Origin of the sequence: Bacteroides sp. An279 (assembly GCF_002159615.1) — a bacterium.
Classification (GTDB): Bacteria; Bacteroidota; Bacteroidia; order Bacteroidales; family Bacteroidaceae; genus Phocaeicola; species Phocaeicola intestinalis.
Genome location: NZ_NFJA01000083.1, coordinates 1 through 17523, shown reverse-complemented (window position 1 = coordinate 17523; position 17523 = coordinate 1). Strand labels below are relative to the sequence as shown.

The following is a 17523-nucleotide window of genomic DNA, read 5'->3' as shown; positions in this document are numbered from 1 at the left end:
ATTTTCACATCTTATATAATTCTCATTTTCAGCAATATAGATAGAAAAACGATAATCAGTTAACAGATTTTTACGCCCACCTGTTCCAAATCCATTGCCACATGGAAAAAATTTCTTATCTTTGCAGAGGAGAGAGGGAGGAACATAATTATACCATGCGGACATTCATCTAAGACAAACCACTGATTATGACAAACAAAGACATAACTTGCTTCGTCGCCTGTTGCGGAGGGGCAACACCTGGTGATATCATTGAAGGGCTTCCAGACGCAAAGATACAGACAATCTCCCTGCAAGACAATACCGATACCTGCCGGCTTATAGCTGCCCAAAGCCATACCCCCTATACTCTAATATGCCGCACCAGGCATCACATCCGGCTAGGGTACAGAGCTTTGGAGCGTATGGCAGATTACTTGTCTGCTCCTGAGTGCGGCATGGTATATGCCGACCGTTACGAAGAGACCAAAGAAGGAATATACCCACATCCGGTCATCGATTACCAGCCGGGAAGTGTACGGGATGACTTCGACTTCGGCTCGCTTGTGATGTACCGCACCGAAGCCTTCAGACAAGCTACAGCCGAAATCAGTGTAGAGCCTGCGTATACCCATTCGGCAAGCTACGCCCTCCGGCTGGCATTGTCGCGCAGGTACTCCCTGACTCATATCAGCGAATATCTTTATACAGAAACCGAAACAGATACACGTCATTCGGGCGAAAAACAATTCGATTACGTCGACCCGCGTAACCGGGACGTACAATTGGAACGGGAAGCCGTCTTTACCCGATACCTGAAAAAGACAGGAGCATACCTGCCTTCGCCGAAGCGGAATATCGATTTGCAGAAAGGCTCGTTTCCCTGTGAAGCATCGGTCATCATCCCCGTGCGCAACCGCGTGCGGACCATCGACGATGCCATCCGTTCCGCATTGGCACAAGAAACGACATTCGATTACAACCTGATAATCGTAGACAATCATTCTACCGACGGAACAACCGAAGTCATCCGCCAGTATGCCGGAGAAAAGAAAGTAGTCCACATCATCCCCGAACGCACCGACTTGGGTATCGGTGGATGCTGGGACTTGGCCATACGCGATGCACGATGCGGACGGTTTGCCGTCCAACTGGACAGCGACGACCTGTATAGTACGCCCGGCACCTTACAGGCTATTATCGACAAATTCCATGCAGGACAATGCGCTATGGTCATCGGTTCCTACCGCATGACCGACTTTAAACTGCAGGGCTTGCCGCCCGGCGTAATAGACCACCGCGAGTGGACCGATGCCAACGGGCACAACAACGCCCTCCGTATCAACGGGTTGGGAGCACCGCGTGCCTTCTACACCCCCTTGCTGCGCCAGATAGGCATACCCAACGTAAGCTATGGAGAAGACTATGCACTGGGACTGGCATTCTCGCGCCAATACCCTATCGGGCGTATCTACGACGTACTTTACCTGTGCCGCCGCTGGGATGGAAACTCGGATGCCAACCTGAGCATCGAGAAAGTAAACCGCAACAATGCTTATAAAGACAGCCTGCGCACACTGGAGCTTTCCTGCCGCCGTGCCCTTATGACTCCAGAAAAAGAAACACCCGGCGAACATTTCCTGAAGCACCAGCTGGCCCACTGGGCACTGGCCCGCACAAATCATGAAGCACTCTGCCACATCCAGACCCGCCGCCTGTGCATCGGGGAAAATACGGTATTTGTCCAGTTCAATCCCGCCCGCGCGGTCTCGACCTGTGCCCGGCTGGATAAGACAAGCATTGCGGCACGCCCGTGCTTTCTTTGCGACACACACAAGCCCGTCGAGCAAGACTGCATCCCCATCATACTGGATGAGACTTTCCAGCTTCGCATCAATCCTTATCCCATCCTGCCTGCCCACCTCACTGTTTCCAGCGAACGGCACCAGCCCCAAACCCTTGCGGGAAAAACCGGACGCCAGCTGCCAGGCAAACTGACCGACTGGCTGGAGAGACACTTCGCATCGGGGTATGCTTTGTTCTACAACGGAGCCAAATGCGGCGCATCAGCTCCCGACCATTTCCATTTTCAGGCAGCACGTATGCAAGACATACCGCTCATCATGCAGTGGGACCGGCTGATGGAAACCGCCACCCTTACAGGACAAGCCACTTTACCCGGCGGGGGAACATGTCAGGAATACCGCATCAACGGATACCTCTGCCCCATCGAGGCATTCGTGTCCGACTCTGCCCCTGTATCAGATGCAGATTTGATAGATGCTTATCTGCACACGTTGCCATCGCACCCGGACGAAGACGAACCACGTTACAACCTGTTTGCATGGAATGACCCGAAAAGAGGGTTCACCGTAGCGTATCTTCCACGTGATAAGCACCGTCCGTCCTGCTATACGGCATATGGGGGTGAGCAACGCCTTGTAAGCCCCGGCGCCCTTGACATGGCGGGACTGATAGTAACCCCCCGGAAAGAAGACTTCGAAAGTCTGACCGCGGAAGAGATAAAAGAGATATACGATGAAGTAAGTTTATGACTCAGTAACCAAAAGACAAGAACGAAGTAACAAAAGTGACGAGTCAACTAAAAAAAGCACAACAATGAAAGAACCCGAAATAAGCGTGGGCATCCTCAATGCCCCCCAAATACATTTCAACCTCAACAGACGTTACCTTGCCAAAGGTGAAAGCGTAGACGGAGAACAAACCGTATGCTTCGACGAAGGAGGCATCTTGTGGAACGGTAACGTGTACCGCGAGCTGACCTTTACCCCACTGGAAGACGATGCGTCATTCTCCCTGTACGACGTAACCATCGGCATCAATTTTCATTGGGAACGACAGGAAACCCAGCGTTTTACCGGCATGCTGAAACTGGTGGTGGATGAAGGAGGCATAACCGCCATCAATATCCTCCCAGCCGAAGAGTATCTCATCAGCGTCATCTCTTCGGAAATGAACACCACCTCTTCGACCGAATTTCTTAAAGCACACGCCGTCATCTCCCGAAGCTGGCTATTGGCACAAATAGAAAAGCGGAAAGCACTGAGCAAAAAAGACAACGGATTCTTTCCATTCATCAAAACCGAAACCGAATACATCCGCTGGTACGACCGCGAAGACCATACCATCTTCGACGTATGTGCCGACGACCATTGCCAGCGCTATCAGGGCATCACCAAAGCATCCAGCCGGAGGGTGGAAGAAGCGGTGAAAGCCACACGCGGACAAGTATTAATGTATAAAAACGCCATCTGCGATGCCCGCTTCTCGAAATGTTGCGGAGGAGCGACCGAAGAATTCGGCACCTGCTGGGAAAACAGGCAATACCCCTACCTTCATGCCGTGCGTGATGCAGCCGGAGAAACGTCCTTACCCGACCTGACCTGTGAAGAAGAAGCTGAAAAATGGATACGCTCTGAACCGGATAGTTTTTGCCATACACACGACAAGAACATCATCCGGCAGATACTGAACAATTACGACCAGGAAACCACCGACTTCTACCGCTGGAAAGTGCGTTACACCCAAGCCGAACTGGCTGAACTGATTCACTCGAAAACCAAGTACGATTACGGGAAAATCCTCGACCTCATCCCCATAGAACGCGGCAAGTCGGGACGTATCTGCAAACTGAAAATCGTAGGTTCGGAAAAGACGCTGATTATTGGTAAAGAACTGGAAATACGTCGCACGCTCTCGCCTACCCACCTGTTCAGTTCTGCTTTCGTAGTAGACAAAGGAGAAACCACCGACGGGGTACCCGCCTGGTTCCAACTGACCGGTGCAGGATGGGGACACGGTGTAGGCTTGTGCCAGATAGGGGCAGCCGTGATGGGCGAACAGGGTTTCAGCTACAACGATATCCTGCTACATTATTACAGGAATGCGGAGGTAAGAAAACTGTATTAAATAAGACAAACAATCCTATTTCCGAATTTGGTTCTATTTTGGCTTTATTTTCACTTTATATGTTACTTTGAATTGGAAAGCGGGAACAAGTCCATCTATCTTGATATTTACCACGAGAGAAAGATACACTATGAATTTTTGAAACTCTATCTCGTGCGGGAGAACTCTGTGGAAACCAAGGCACCAGATGAACCTATGCCCCCGCACAGCCATCCGCATTAAGAACATGCTGGAGCAGCTTCCGCTATTGAAATAAGGATTGGTATCTGTTGTTGTGATACACAAAAGAGCCGCGGTATGTAAGTGTACATCCTTACATGCTGCGGCTCTTGCCAACTCCGTTTATTATCACACTTACCCGAAGATGTCCCGCAATTCCTTGTTGCTCAGTTTGCCTATCCAGCTTTCGCCGCTTGCCACGGTCATGTCCGCCAAGTGTTTCTTCTGCTGGATCATGTCGTTGATGCGTTCCTCGAAGGTGTCTTTGGTGATGAAACGGTGCACCATGACGTTCCGTTGCTGCCCGATGCGGTAGGCGCGGTCGGTAGCTTGGGCTTCCACAGCCGGATTCCACCACAGGTCATAGTGGATGACATGCGAGGCGGCTGTGAGGTTCAGCCCCGTCCCGGCAGCCTTGAGCGAGAGGATGAAGATCTTGTCGCTCCGAAGGTTCTGGAAACGCTCCACCATTTCCTGACGTTGCTTTACACTGCATCCACCGTGGTAGAACAAGGGACGTTGTCCCAACCGCTCTTCAATGAAGCGCACCAGCAAGTCGCCCATCTCGCGGAACTGGGTGAACACAAGCACTTTTTCGCCATTCGCCACGATGCCCTCCAAGCGGTCCAATAGCATCTCCGCCTTGCCGGACAACTCCATGCGGGCATCACCGTTCTTGAGGAACTGTGCCGGGTGGTTGCAGATTTGCTTCAAGGCAAGAATCATTTGCAGGATAAGTCCCTGACGCTTGAAAAGGGATTCATGGTCGGTGGTATCAATCCCTTCGATTTCTGCCATGGCTGCTTCGAGCGTGCGGTGGTAGAGGGCGGCCTGCTCCGAAGTGAGTGCGGCATAATCGTTCAGTTCTATCTTGTCCGGCAGGTCGGAGATGATGCTCTTGTCGGTCTTCATCCGGCGCATCATGAAGGGAGCGGTCACCTTGCGGAAGCGAGCGGCACAATCTCCATCATTGTAGAGTTGGATGGGGTTGACAAACTTCTCCCTAAAGGCTTTCGGCGTATCCAAGTAGCCTTTGTTGGCATACTCCATGATGCTCCAGAATTCGGTGAGGCGGTTCTCTACGGGTGTGCCGCTGAGGGCGATATGTGTCGTGGCGGGAATGCCGCGCACGGCCTTGCTCTGTGCGGTGTCCTGGTTCTTGATGTTTTGCGCTTCGTCAATGAACATCAGCGTCCACGGCAATTTCTTCAGCTTGGCATTGTCCGAGCGCAACACGCCGTAGGTGGTGAGCAGGATGTCGGCATCAAACTGCTTCAGGCTTCGTCCTGTCCCGTGATAGACAAAGACAGTGAGCGACGGGGCGAAACGGCTGATTTCCGCCTGCCAGTTGGCGAGCAGACCGGTGGGTACCACTACCAATATACGCCCCTGCTCCAATGCGCCTTCCTCTTTCAATTTCAGCATCAGGGTGATGGCCTGCAAGGTCTTTCCCAATCCCATGTCATCCGCCAGGATAGAGCCGAAACCGATGCGGCTGTTGCGGTACATCCACGAGAAGCCGCGTTCCTGGTAAGGGCGCAGCGTAGCGTTCAATCCGGTGGGGAGCGGGATATGCTCCTGCCGCGTCAGTTCGTCCATCAATTGGCGGACCTCATCGGTCAGATGCACCGGTGCCGATTCGTATTCTCCCGTCAGGGCAGCTTGCAGGATTTGGGCGGAAGTCAGCTTTTCGCCCTGCGCCATGGCGGCTTGCAGCTTTTGCAGGGTTTCCGCATCGGCATAGATGTAGCGTTGCTTGAACTTGATAAGCCCGTCGGCCTTCTCCATCAGCTTCATAAATTCTTCCAAAGGAACAAGCTCTTTGTCCAATGCGACTTCCCAATCGAAGGCAAAAAGGTCTGCCAGGCTGAGAAAGCCTTTGTCCGAACCGGCTTTCCGTTTGATGGAAAGTGATGCCTTGGGACGGATGAGTTGTCCCAATGATTTAGGCATGAATACCTTGATGTCGAGCATCCGTACGGCAGGGATGACTTGCAGCAGGAAAGGCACAAACGATGCAGCAGTATAATGGACAGGCTTTTTCGCACCGGCGTTGATATAGCTCCCCACTTCCTTCACCAGCCCGGAGATGAGCGTAAAGCTCCTCAGGATACGCAGTCGCTCACGGTCGTATTCCGGCGAATCCAACACTTCGCATAGAGGTACAGTCTGCGGCTCCGGCTTTCGCTTGTCCTCCACGCCGATATGCAGGTCGAAGCCTCCCCGGCGACTCTCTTTCACGCTGAACACCGGGCGGTAGTCCGATGCCGTCAGGGTATAGGAAGCCGTCCACGAGCGGATGCCGCCGGGTGTTTCTTTTTCGCCCACTCCGTCGAAGGGCATGCGTTCTCCCTTGAAGAAGAACGGGAGGAGCGGCATACGGTCGCAACTGCCCGACAAGTATTTGACCAACGTCCCGAGGAAATACGATACCAGCCACTCCGCCGAATGCTCCACGGGTTTTGCTGCGGAACGTGCCGTAAGTTTCACCTTGACGAGCGAAGCCGGAACGAGTCCTTCGAGTGCCTCCACCAGTTCTTTGGCTTGTGCATCGATGTAGGCGGGCATCCAGCGCACCAGGTATTTCTTGTCCGACAATCGGAGCAACTGTGGAGCCACCGCCCCCTTGTCCAACAGGTGCAGCGCACAGAAAAGGGATTGGTACAGGGCAATGACCGTCGGATGATAGTCGGGCAGGAAATCGGGATTGATGTGCAGCAAGGCATGAGGCAACGTGCGCTCGTTGTAGGCAACCTTTCCTTCTATCGTCCAATCATACCGGTAATCAAAGCAAAGGCTTATCGCATCGTCCACACCGATGCTTTCCGGCAGTTTGGAAAATGCGATAGGAAACATTTCTTCCCTCCCCAGCTTCCCGGTGAAGAAACGCTGCACGTTCTTTCTCACACGGCGCAATTCCGCCACATATCCTTCCTTGAAATTGCCTTGGGGTGCAAAAGGCGGCTTGTCCGGCAGAAGCATCAGCAGGGCATCAGACCGGTCGGCCAGCTTGGAGAAGTCGATGCGGCGGAATGCCGGGACTTCCGTTCCTGCATCTTTAGCAGGCAGGGTCGTCACGAGGTCTTTCAAGGCGGGCACTTCCACCTCCTGCCGCACGTTGTCCACTTCAATGCCCCGTTTCTTCAATTCTTTCAGAAGGTCGAACCCGTGCATTTGGAACACAATGAAAGGATTGTTGTCAATCTCCCGGCTGAACATATAGACCACGGCTGCCAGATGTTTGCAAGGCACCGCCCAATCGGGACAACTGCAATCCATCTCCAAGTCATCCCATCGTTCGGGGAATATCTTCAAGCCACAGGAGCGGGCGATGTCCAGCACCTCCGGGTCCAATTCCCGGTTGAGGAGGCCGGAGATGATGCCCGGTCGGGCTATCAGCCGGTTCATCAGCTTGTCCACCTGTCCGGCAGAAAACTTCGGGACGATGATTTTAACGCGGTAAGGCCGCGGACGGCTGCCTTGCACCTTGGCGCTGATGACATTATCTTGTAACTGTATTTCTCGGACGGAGCCATTGCGGGCATACCGTGCGCCGCGGGGGATGCGGTTCTCATAATCAATGTGGGTCAGCGAGCGCAACCATTCGTTGCCCCACCATGTATTGCCAAACTGTTGTGCCATATATGAATCGTGGTATAATTTTTTTGTTGCAAAGATAACTTTTTCGTAGGACAAATTATAGAAAATACGAATTTAAGGCTTGATAAACCCGGCTATATCCCATCCATGTTTACCGCGGCATCAATGATTCCCGGTAAGCCTTCGGCGACATGCCCAGGTGTTTGGTCACGTACCGGCTGAAATAAGAGAGCGTCGTGAAGTTCATTTCCTCCGCTATCTGCACGATGGAAAGGTCGGGATTGTTGAGATATTCCTTTATCATCGGGACGGTGTAACGGTCGATGTAATAAGTGACGCTCTTGCCCGTCTGCCGCTTTACGGTATTGGAGAGGTACTTGACGGTCACGTTCAGCTGTTCGGCATAATAAGCGACTTCCCGGTATTTCTTGCTGCGTCCGCTTTCCAGCAACGCCATCAGTTCCTTTACGACATACATGCTCCTGTCTGTGGCAAATATCGGGGTACGGTTCTTGGCGTGGAAATAGAACAGGTCATAAATCAGCGGAAGGGCCAGCCCGCCTATCAGCTCGCGGTAAAACAGATGGCCGGTATCGGCGATGCGGTCGCGGATATGGTGTATGTCGCGCACCAACGTCTCCGCATCCTCTTCCGATAAGGGGATGACAGGGTTGTCGTACAGGCTGATACTGCCTCCTATACCATAATTATTCGCCGGAAGCTGGTTGGAGAGGAAATCATGCGGTGCTGCCAAGACTTCCACTTTCAAATCTTCGCTCTGACCGACTACATGCACTTGCTGGGGTGCATTGATGACCACAGCGTCATGCTTCTTCACATGAAACGGGCGGCCGTCGTAAGTAAAGAAGCCTTCCCCTTGCAGGCACACCATGTGCACGCACCAACCCCGCAGCTTGACCGACCCTATCAGTTGGAACAGGGTGGAATATACGATTTTCAGTTCTTTATCCTTTGCCATGCCGCAAAATTAGGGCATTATCCGGAGAGCGCCAAACGATTTGTGCTTTTCGTGAAACATTAGATACCTTTTGTGAAACATAGAGCGTGTAAAAGCGCTGTAACTTTGCACCGTAATCAGAAACGAAAAAGACAATGAGCAAAGCACTGATAGTTTATTATTCGCGCCGGGGCGAGAACTATGTCGGCGGCGTTATCAAGAAACTGCAACAGGGCAACACCGAAAGTGTAGCGGGCAAGATTATCGCACTGACCGGTGCTGACAGCTTCCGGATAGAAACCGTCAAGGAATATCCGGCTGACTATACGGAAATGACAGAGGTCGCCATGCAGGAACTCCAAAGCAAAGAACGCCCCGCGCTGACAGGACAAGTCGAGAATATGGAACAATACGACACGATTATTCTCGGCTATCCCAACTGGTGGGGCACAATGCCGATGTGCGTGTTTACTTTCTTGGAAGCATACGACTTCACCGGGAAGAAGATACTTCCGTTCTGTACCCATGAGGGCAGCGGACTGGGTCATAGCGTGGATGATATCCGAAAAGTCTGCCCCGGCACGGAAGTGAAAGACGGGCTTGCCATCCGTGGAAGTGCTGCGGCTTCATCGGACAGGCTGATAAAGGAATGGTTGAAGCAAAACGGTATGTAAACTCACCCCGGACATGAGGTAGGATAAGTCCGGAACTGATGCCGGATAACATCCGGACTTATCTTTCTAAACATTTTCCGCCGTTATCTCTGACAACGCCAATCCGTCAAGAGAAGCACTAAACAGACCTCCGACAACGCCAATCCGTCAGGAGAAGTGCTATCGGAGACAAAAACAAGAATAACTTGAAAAACGAATAACAGGAAGACATCAAAATAATAATAACCCCATAAAAACAACGAATTATGCAAACAGTAACATTAAACAACGGAGTAAAGATGCCGGCAATAGGGTTCGGCGTTTTCCAAGTTCCGGTCGAAGACACGGAACGCATCGTGAGCGAAGCATTGGAAACTGGTTATCGGATGATAGATACGGCAGCTTCCTATTTCAATGAAGAGCAGGTGGGCAATGCCATTCGTCGGAGTGGATTGAAACAGGAGGATATTTTCGTGACCACCAAGCTGTGGGTGCAGGATTACGAGTATGATGATGCCCTGCGTGCTTTCGACCGTTCGATGAAGCTGTTGGGGCTGGACTATCTCGACCTATACCTGCTGCACAAGCCCTACGGGAACTACTATGCCGCATGGCGTGCCGCCGAACGCTTGTACAAAGAGGGACGCATCCGTGCCATTGGCGTGACGAGCTTCAGCAACGAGCGTCTACAAGACCTTTTCCTGCACAACGAGGTAAAGCCTGCCGTCAATCAGTTGGAAACGCATCCTTTCTTCCAACAAAAGGAAGCCAACGCTTTCTTGCAGCGGGAAGGCATCCAGCATGAGGCATGGGCGCCGTTCGCCGAAGGGCAGAACGACATCTTCCATAATCCTTTACTGAAGGCGATTGCTGAACACCACGGCAAGACCGTGGGGCAAGTCATCTTGCGTTGGCTAAATCAGCGGAACGTGGTCATTATCCCTAAGACAGTGCGCAAGGAGCGCATGGTGGAGAACTTCAACATCTTCGACTTCACGCTGACGGACGAGGAAATGCAAAGTATCGCCACGCTGGACACAGGCAAAAGTCCTATCTATGACGACATGGACTTGCAGACAACCAAGTTTATCGGAACATTGAAAATACACAATTAAAACAACAGAACATGAAGAAAAGAATGATTGGCAATCTCGAAGTATCCGAGATTGGTATGGGCTGCATGGGATTTTCCCACGGCTACGGACAAGTGCCCGAAGAGGCATACAGTATTGAGGCTATCCGCAAGGCATACGAGGCAGGCTGCACCTTCTTCGACACGGCGGAGGTGTATGGTGACGTGGTTTTCTTTCCCGGACACAACGAATTGTTGGTGGGCAAGGCTGTCGCCCCGTTCCGCAAGGACATCGTGCTTGCCACCAAGATGTTCCTCCACGAATCGGAGATTGCGGACGGCACAAGTATCTACGATGCCACGTGCAAGCATTTGGAGCAATCGATGAAGAACTTGCAGACGGACTACATCGACCTCTACTACCTGCATCGCGTCAATGAACACGTTTCGTTTGAGGAAATAGCTGCTGCAATGGGGCGGCTCATCAAAGAGGGCGTTATCCGAGCTTGGGGTATGTCGCAGGTGGATGTGAATATATTGGCAAAGGCACATGCCGTGACTCCCGTTGCCGCCGTGCAGAACCTCTATTCCATGCTGGAACGCGACTGCGAGAAGGAGATATTCCCGTACTGTCTGGAGCACAACATCGGCGTAGTGCCTTTCTCCCCGATAGCCAGCGGCTTCCTTTCCGGCAAGATTAAGGCGGATACGCAGTTCGAGGCGGTGGACGATGTACGCAAATTCGTGCCTCAGTTGAGCCGCGAGAACATCATCGCCAACCAGCCCGTGCTTGATATCCTTGCCGAATACTCGGCGAAGAAGCACGCCACCAACGCGCAGATTTCCCTTGCATGGATGCTCCACAAATATCCCAACGTGGTGCCCATCCCCGGCTCGAAGAATCAGGAACGTATCTTGGAAAACCTCGGTGCTGCCGATGTGGAACTGACCGATGAGGAGTTCCGTGCGCTGGAAGCTGCCCTTGATGCCTGCACCATCCACGGGCATCGCGGACATGTGGAAACAGAACAGGCTAACTTTGGTAACAACTGGAAGAGAGCAAACAAATAAGATATTAAATCGCAATAACCCCATAAAAACAACGAGTTATGCAAACAGTCAAATTATCAAACGGCGTAGAAATGCCGATTTTAGGTTATGGTGTATATCAGGTAACTCCTGAAGAGTGTGAACGCTGCGTATCGGATGCCTTGAGCGTGGGTTATCGTATGGTGGACACGGCGCAGGCATACGCTAATGAGGAAGGCGTGGGCCGTGCGGTGAAGAAGAGTGGCATCCCGCGCGAGGAACTGTTCCTTGTGACAAAGGTGTGGATATCCAACGCCGGGTATGAGAAGGCAAAGGCTTCTATCGACGAATCCCTCCGCAAGTTGCAGACCGACTACATCGACCTGCTGCTCATCCACCAACCCTTCAACGACTATTACGGTACTTACCGCGCCATGGAAGAAGCGTACAAGGCAGGCAAGCTCCGTGCCATCGGCGTATCGAACTTCTACCCCGACCGTTTCATCGACTTGGCAGAGTTCTGCGACATCAAGCCGATGGTGAACCAGGTGGAAACGCATGTGTTCAACCAGCAACGCCGGCCGCAGGAAATCATGAAGGAGTACGGCACGCAAATCATGTCGTGGGGACCATTCGCCGAAGGGCGCAACAACTTCTTCACCAATCCCGTGCTGAAAGCCATTGGCGAAAAATACGGCAAGTCTGTGGCACAGACCGCCCTGCGCTTCCTCATCCAGCGCGACGTGGTAGTCATCCCGAAGTCCACGCACAAGGAGCGCATGGAGCAGAACCTCGATGTATTCGACTTCTCCCTTTCCGCCGAAGACATGGAGGCCATCGGCAAGCTGGACAAGGGCGAAAGCCTGTTCTTCTCGCACTATGCCCCCGAGTCGGTAAAGTGGCTGACGAGCTTCGGAAAGTAAAACATGGATACGTAAAAAGAAATAGGGACTTATAAGATACACGAATAAGTGTACAAGATTAAAATTTGTCACCTTCTTCTTTCAATATCCGTATCATCTTCGGGCGGAAGCCATTTCCCCATTGTTCCAGCATCCGGACAATGGGCATAAGGCTTCGCCCGTCTTCCGTGATGGAATATTCCACATGGGGTAGAAGTCTGGGATAGATAGTCTTCGCCAATCATGCCGTACTTTCCAGTTCTTTCAACTGTTGGTTGATGACGCGAGCCTAGATATTCCACTCGGATATAATGCAACAACTTCATGTCCTAACTTGCTTTGCGCATGCATCAAATCTTCTGCCTATTTTGTCAATCCTCCACTACGGCATGGAGGAAAACCCCATGGAGGAAAACTGCTGAAAGGACGGGGCGTGAAGCGCAACTCCTCGTCGTGCTACCTGCGCACCTTGCGCACCCTCTACCGCAAGGCCGTCGAAGCCGGACTGACAACCGACAAGCATATTTTCCGCCACGTGTTCACAGGGTTCGCCAAGACCGCCAAACGAGCCATACCGTTAAGTTCACTGCGTGCCATCAGGCTGCTCCGTCTGCCCGAGGACTCCGTCGTCGCCTTCGCACGTGACCTGTTCATACTGAGCGTTTATTTGCAGGGCATCTCGTTCGTGGACCTTGCCTACCTGAAGAAAGACGACATCCGAAACGGGCAGCTGCACTACAGCCGCAAGAAGACCGGACAGGAGCTGACCGTCGGTTGGGAATCCGTCATGCAGGACATTGTGGACAACTACATCCACCTGACGAAAGGCAGTCCGTATCTCTTACCCATTATCACAAAGGCGGACGGCACGGAACGGCGGCAGTACGAGCGGATGGAGCATAAGGTGAACTACTACCTGAAGAAAATCGGCACGATGGCCGGATTGCGTACATCCCTCACGACATATACGGGGAGGCATACCTGGGCCAGCGCGATGCGTGACATGGGCACCAGCCTGTCCGTCATCAGCAAGGGGCTGGGCCACGAAAACCTGAAGACCACACAAATCTATCTTTCCTCCATCGACACGGAGGACGTGGTGAAAGCCAACCGGAAAATGATAGGCAAAATCATGCGTGAATGAAAGCTGGGAATGTTCGACAAATTTCGGAACTGTATAATATGAAGCGGTAAGTATGCCGCAAAGGTAATAAAAAGATTTAATACAGAACCATTTATCACCGGATTTTTTTTAAAGATTACAATTTTAGTCGAACAAATACAGCCGTTGTTTGACTAAAATTGGACTTGGTGCAAAATTATATACTGATAATCAATCGGTTGCAAAAATTCGCCGTTTCATATTATAAAGCAATGGTAAAGCGGTGGGTGTAGAATAGACTTAATAGGTTAAAAACTAAACACTTGTGATATGGAAGCAAAAATGTTAAAGCGCATCGCGCTTTGTTCTTCTCGTCACATAACAACGGTGGATCATTGCTGCTGAGGTTCGTCCAGAATACCGCCGTTATACCTGAAATAAGGTGCTTGGGAACTATCATGCGATTGACATGAGAGGAACGTGAAGAACGCACTTTTCAATTGACAATTGATAATTAACGATTAACAATTTATGGTATTGACTTCTAACTCCTTTAACTCCTAATAATAAAATTTATGCCCGACAAACTTAACCATGTGGATTACCGTTGGTATGTGGTGCGCACCAAGCGCCATCAGGAGGGTAAGCTGGTGGAGCTTTTGGAAAAGCAAAAGGCACAGACCAAGAACATCCTGGAGATCTATGCACCGACCCACACTACGGTGAATGTGCATCAGGACAGCGACGACAGGCAGAAACCGCTGTTTGCGGGCATCGTGTTCGTACTCGCCACGCAGAATGCGCTGATGAGTTTCATGAAAGAGCACTCCAAGGATGCGGACATACAGTACGAACGTAAAAAGGAAAAAGGAGAAAGGACACGGATGTGTGTCATTCCCGAATCCCAGATGCGCGCTTTCCGCGACTACAACGAGAACTATGCCGACAAGGTGATTGTGCTGGAACGTCCTTACTCGGACTATGCCTTCAACACGAAAACGGGCGAACCGAACGAGATAGTACGTGTCGTTGACGGTCCGCTCGCGGGCTGTGAGGGCTATATCTGCCGTTTCCGCCACGGAAAACGGCTGGTGTTTCAGGTACAGGGATTTGAACCGGGCAGTTGGCTCACGGTTTCCTGCCCCAAGGCATGGGACTTGCACGTAGTCCGCCTGCACAACATGGAGGGAGACAGGCTCTCCGTCGGAACGGAGAAAGGACGTGCCGTGGACCTGCTTGCCGGAATCCTGCAGGCTTGCGGCTATGGAGAACGCACGCTCCAGATGTTTTACGGTATCATTGACCGTCTTGTCGTCAAGCCGTCGCTGGTATCGCTCTGCAAGGAACTTCATGCACATGGCGACACCGCTTTGAGCCAACGTCTGGCACGGATGACCGGCACGGAGGCGGAACTCGTCATCAACCTCGTGCGTTACGAACATGACAATCCGGGGTATGTGAAAGCCAACTGGGACAAGCTGGCGTTGCGCCCGTTCCTTACCCCGACAGCGGGTGTGGAAATGGAAGAAGGCAAAACCGGGGTGAAATTCCACCATAAGGATTTTACGGAAATCATCCGCAAGGTTGACATAAAGGAAGAAGCCTACCTGCCCAGCCTGCAAAAGGACGAAACAATCACCACTACCTATTATGCCCACATCGGCATGATGGAGGATAAAGACAAGGAAGAATCTACTTACTTCGCCAACTGGGACGGTTTCCTTCAGGAATATTTCCTGACTGCAGGCAAAGCCAATGAGAAATTAGTTGCGGGAACGGTGGAGGCCGTTCCTGACGGCGCAGCAAATGCGGAAAGGGAAAAGCTCATCGAGTCCTTCCGCAACTATGCGCCTACATTATATAAGGTATTGACGGACGCGGATTCAGCCGTAAAAGCCATACAGGACTTTAAGGTCGGCGAAGATACGCTGGGCGTCCTTGCCATCCGGTCTTCTGCACAGGAAAAGGATGCGGCAAAGGACAAGCTGATACAGACCTGTGTCCGCATCTGCAAGGAAATCAACACCACCAACCACCTTGCCATATGGCGCAGGTACCTGCGGACGGTGTGGCTGCACAATTAAGATTGTTAGGAGTTAAAGGAGTTAAAAGGAGTTATCACTCCGCTTTGCTCCGTTAGGAGTTAAAGAAGTAACAGACAGACAAAAATCATAGTAGAAAGTGGATAACAACAATCAGAAGAATGTACAGACAGCAACTTTAACCCTCTCCCCTCATGGGGAGAGTTGGAGAGGGGCTGAGAGGCTGGAAGGTTTCGGCTTCATCGCCTATGCCAACTCCCGCGTTGAGAAACTGCGGGACGAGGGGCGGTATGACGCGGCAATAAAACTGAAAAAGTATCTCAGGAAGTTCATCACCTATTTAGGCAAAAATGAAGTGCCTTTCAAGGACTTCGACGCCCTGCTGATGCGCAACTACCACACGTGGCTGAAGAACCAGGAGTTGGGACGCAATACCATTTCCCTCTATATCCGGAATTTGAAGCGGGTCTATAAACTTGCCGTAAACGACGGGCTTGCTGCCGACAGCAATCCCTTTGAAGGCATGGACGTAAGTTACCGTGTCAAGAAAGAGAGGAACGGACTGACGCTTGATGAAGTGAAACGTCTGCGTGACCTTGACCTGGGCGGTGAATCAGAGATGACCGTCTTCGCCCGCGACATCTTCCTGTTCACAGTCTATGCCCGTGGCATGAGGAGCGACGACATCTTCCGGTTGACGAGAAAGAATATCAAGAACGGACAGCTCACCTATCGCCAGCACGTCACCGGCAAGGAAATCTCCATTCCCTGGGAACCGGCACTGCAGGAGATTGCGGACCGCTACAGGCAGAAAGGCACGTCCCTACTCTTCCCCGTCATTACGGCAAAAGACCCGCGCGAACAATGGAGACAGTATGACAGCCTCCTGCACCGCATCAATTACAGCCTGAAAAAATTAGGCGAGATGATGGAGCTTGGTTATCCGCTGAACCTCACTGTCGCAAGGCATTCGTGGGAAAGCATGACCAAGAGCGTAAGCATAAGCGACATTTTGTGAAGTTGACAAGTTGACAAGGAAACGAGTTGACAAGGTTATTAAAATGATACAACGATGGCAGCTTTCACGGCTCAAGCCGTTTTAGCAACGTTTACCGGTGAAAACCGTGTCGGCTGTCATCATTTAGCAGAAACAATTAGCGTCAATGAGGCTGTAAATCAGCATACTCACTTGCGGCATTGAAACACGGGCAGGCTTTCTGCGGATCCAAATCCCGATGACCGACAATCAAGGCACGAGGATATTTTCGGTGTAACGCTTCCAGCAACTTGCGTAAGGAAGTACGCTGGGCATCCGTCCGGGTATCAGCAGGCTTTCCGTCCTTAGACAGTCCGCCGATGTAACAGACTCCAATCGAATGCCGGTTATGGTTCTTGCAATGTGCCCCGACCATTTCATCGGGTCTGCCCGGTTCAATAGTCCCGTCCGTGGGAATGACGTAATGGTAACCGCAGCCTATCCAGCCCAGCGAGCGGTGGTAGCTGTCGATGTCTGCCATCCGAAGGGCACTGCCCGCCCTATTGGCAGAACAGTGCACGATAATCAGTGTAATGGTTCTCATAAGTGTATATTTAGGTAACGAGTTAACCAGTTGACAAGTTAACGAGGTTTTAGATGCCATTAGTAAAACTATTCAGAACCTTGTTCCCTTGTCAACTGATACCTTGTCAACTTCTACATACTGGCTATCGCTCCTCCGGCAGCACCGGTTATCAACAACTCAATGAACTTGACGATGTAAAGCAAAATGTTTTTCCAGTTTGTTTTCATACGTTTAGTGGTTAAATGAATAATAAGGATGAATAATCGCATGACAATTTATTGTTGCAGGGCAGATTCGTTATCCGCCCTGCAAGGTTAAGAAGCTGTTTTGAATTTCTCCAAAAAGTTTTTCTTGGCTTGATGTGTTCGTTTTCGTGTGTGCTTTGGGCGATTTTTTGGTCCTTTCCGCTCCTGTTCTTCGTCAGATAGCCCGCTATCTTCCTCATCACAGAAGCGAAAATGCCTCAAAAACTCAT

At 51.4% G+C, this 17523-nt stretch carries 14 protein-coding genes; 10 read left to right on the top strand and 4 right to left on the bottom strand.

Annotation, left to right across the window (positions count from 1 at the left end; genetic code table 11):
• Window positions 1–188 precede the first annotated feature (188 nt).
• From B5F78_RS13175 to B5F78_RS13165, 3 genes are all read left to right on the top strand, one after another.
• Complete coding sequence (locus tag B5F78_RS13175; RefSeq protein ID WP_087406936.1) at window positions 189–2534, top strand: DUF4922 domain-containing protein; 2346 nt, start codon at window positions 189–191, stop codon at window positions 2532–2534.
• Window positions 2535–2598: 64 nt separating this feature from the next.
• On the top strand, window positions 2599–3909 hold the full coding sequence (locus B5F78_RS13170; RefSeq protein ID WP_022039431.1) for a SpoIID/LytB domain-containing protein: 1311 nt from the start codon (window positions 2599–2601) through the stop codon (window positions 3907–3909).
• A 27-nt stretch (window positions 3910–3936) separates the two neighbouring features.
• Window positions 3937–4131 carry an Arm DNA-binding domain-containing protein gene (locus tag B5F78_RS13165; RefSeq protein ID WP_087212566.1) on the top strand — a complete coding sequence of 65 codons (195 nt, stop codon included), beginning with the start codon at window positions 3937–3939 and terminating at the stop codon, window positions 4129–4131.
• A 132-nt stretch (window positions 4132–4263) separates the two neighbouring features.
• Here B5F78_RS13165 and B5F78_RS13160 read toward each other — a convergent pair whose 3' ends face one another.
• Both B5F78_RS13160 and B5F78_RS13155 read right to left on the bottom strand, forming a co-directional pair.
• Window positions 4264–7770, bottom strand: coding sequence for a DEAD/DEAH box helicase (locus tag B5F78_RS13160; protein ID WP_087406935.1), 3507 nt, complete (start codon window positions 7768–7770; stop codon window positions 4264–4266).
• A 109-nt stretch (window positions 7771–7879) separates the two neighbouring features.
• Window positions 7880–8707 carry a helix-turn-helix domain-containing protein gene (locus B5F78_RS13155; protein WP_087398068.1) on the bottom strand — a complete coding sequence of 276 codons (828 nt, stop codon included), beginning with the start codon at window positions 8705–8707 and terminating at the stop codon, window positions 7880–7882.
• A gap of 134 nt (window positions 8708–8841) precedes the next feature.
• On the opposite strand from B5F78_RS13155, the gene B5F78_RS13150 reads away from it, so the two are divergent.
• The 4 genes from B5F78_RS13150 (at window position 8842) to B5F78_RS13135 (ending at window position 12363) form a co-directional block, all read left to right on the top strand.
• Window positions 8842–9360, top strand: coding sequence for a flavodoxin (locus B5F78_RS13150; RefSeq protein WP_087406934.1), 519 nt, complete (start codon window positions 8842–8844; stop codon window positions 9358–9360).
• A 245-nt stretch (window positions 9361–9605) separates the two neighbouring features.
• On the top strand, window positions 9606–10454 hold the full coding sequence (locus tag B5F78_RS13145; protein WP_087212557.1) for an aldo/keto reductase: 849 nt from the start codon (window positions 9606–9608) through the stop codon (window positions 10452–10454).
• A gap of 11 nt (window positions 10455–10465) precedes the next feature.
• Window positions 10466–11482 carry an aldo/keto reductase gene (locus tag B5F78_RS13140; protein ID WP_087212554.1) on the top strand — a complete coding sequence of 339 codons (1017 nt, stop codon included), beginning with the start codon at window positions 10466–10468 and terminating at the stop codon, window positions 11480–11482.
• 38 nt (window positions 11483–11520) lie between these two features.
• Window positions 11521–12363, top strand: coding sequence for an aldo/keto reductase (locus B5F78_RS13135; RefSeq protein ID WP_087406933.1), 843 nt, complete (start codon window positions 11521–11523; stop codon window positions 12361–12363).
• 58 nt (window positions 12364–12421) lie between these two features.
• On the opposite strand, the gene B5F78_RS13130 is transcribed toward B5F78_RS13135, so the two are convergent.
• Entirely contained in the window at window positions 12422–12583 is a 162-nt protein-coding gene (locus tag B5F78_RS13130; RefSeq protein WP_239473477.1) for a winged helix-turn-helix transcriptional regulator, read from the bottom strand.
• A gap of 93 nt (window positions 12584–12676) precedes the next feature.
• Between B5F78_RS13130 and B5F78_RS13125 the strand changes: the two genes are divergently transcribed.
• From B5F78_RS13125 to B5F78_RS13115, 3 genes are all read left to right on the top strand, one after another.
• Window positions 12677–13486, top strand: coding sequence for a tyrosine-type recombinase/integrase (locus B5F78_RS13125; protein WP_241148268.1), 810 nt, complete (start codon window positions 12677–12679; stop codon window positions 13484–13486).
• Between the two features lie 533 nt (window positions 13487–14019).
• Complete coding sequence (locus B5F78_RS13120) at window positions 14020–15528, top strand: transcription termination/antitermination NusG family protein (RefSeq protein WP_087406932.1); 1509 nt, start codon at window positions 14020–14022, stop codon at window positions 15526–15528.
• A 97-nt stretch (window positions 15529–15625) separates the two neighbouring features.
• Window positions 15626–16504: a tyrosine-type recombinase/integrase gene (locus B5F78_RS13115; protein WP_087406931.1), complete on the top strand. Its 879-nt coding sequence runs from the start codon at window positions 15626–15628 to the stop codon at window positions 16502–16504.
• Between the two features lie 142 nt (window positions 16505–16646).
• Here the strand turns inward: B5F78_RS13115 and B5F78_RS13110 are convergent, their stop codons facing one another.
• Window positions 16647–17066, bottom strand: a complete 420-nt coding sequence (locus B5F78_RS13110; RefSeq protein WP_087406930.1) for an N-acetylmuramoyl-L-alanine amidase — start codon at window positions 17064–17066, stop codon at window positions 16647–16649.
• Window positions 17067–17523: the final 457 nt, after the last annotated feature.

Coding starts and splice junctions, on each gene's coding strand:
- B5F78_RS13175 (WP_087406936.1), top strand. CDS start 189: ATGACAAACAAAGACATAACTTGCTTCGTCGCCTGTTGCGGAGGGGCA.
- B5F78_RS13170 (WP_022039431.1), top strand. CDS start 2,599: ATGAAAGAACCCGAAATAAGCGTGGGCATCCTCAATGCCCCCCAAATA.
- B5F78_RS13160 (WP_087406935.1), bottom strand. CDS start 7,770: ATGGCACAACAGTTTGGCAATACATGGTGGGGCAACGAATGGTTGCGC.
- B5F78_RS13155 (WP_087398068.1), bottom strand. CDS start 8,707: ATGGCAAAGGATAAAGAACTGAAAATCGTATATTCCACCCTGTTCCAA.
- B5F78_RS13150 (WP_087406934.1), top strand. CDS start 8,842: ATGAGCAAAGCACTGATAGTTTATTATTCGCGCCGGGGCGAGAACTAT.
- B5F78_RS13145 (WP_087212557.1), top strand. CDS start 9,606: ATGCAAACAGTAACATTAAACAACGGAGTAAAGATGCCGGCAATAGGG.
- B5F78_RS13140 (WP_087212554.1), top strand. CDS start 10,466: ATGAAGAAAAGAATGATTGGCAATCTCGAAGTATCCGAGATTGGTATG.
- B5F78_RS13135 (WP_087406933.1), top strand. CDS start 11,521: ATGCAAACAGTCAAATTATCAAACGGCGTAGAAATGCCGATTTTAGGT.
- B5F78_RS13120 (WP_087406932.1), top strand. CDS start 14,020: ATGCCCGACAAACTTAACCATGTGGATTACCGTTGGTATGTGGTGCGC.
- B5F78_RS13110 (WP_087406930.1), bottom strand. CDS start 17,066: ATGAGAACCATTACACTGATTATCGTGCACTGTTCTGCCAATAGGGCG.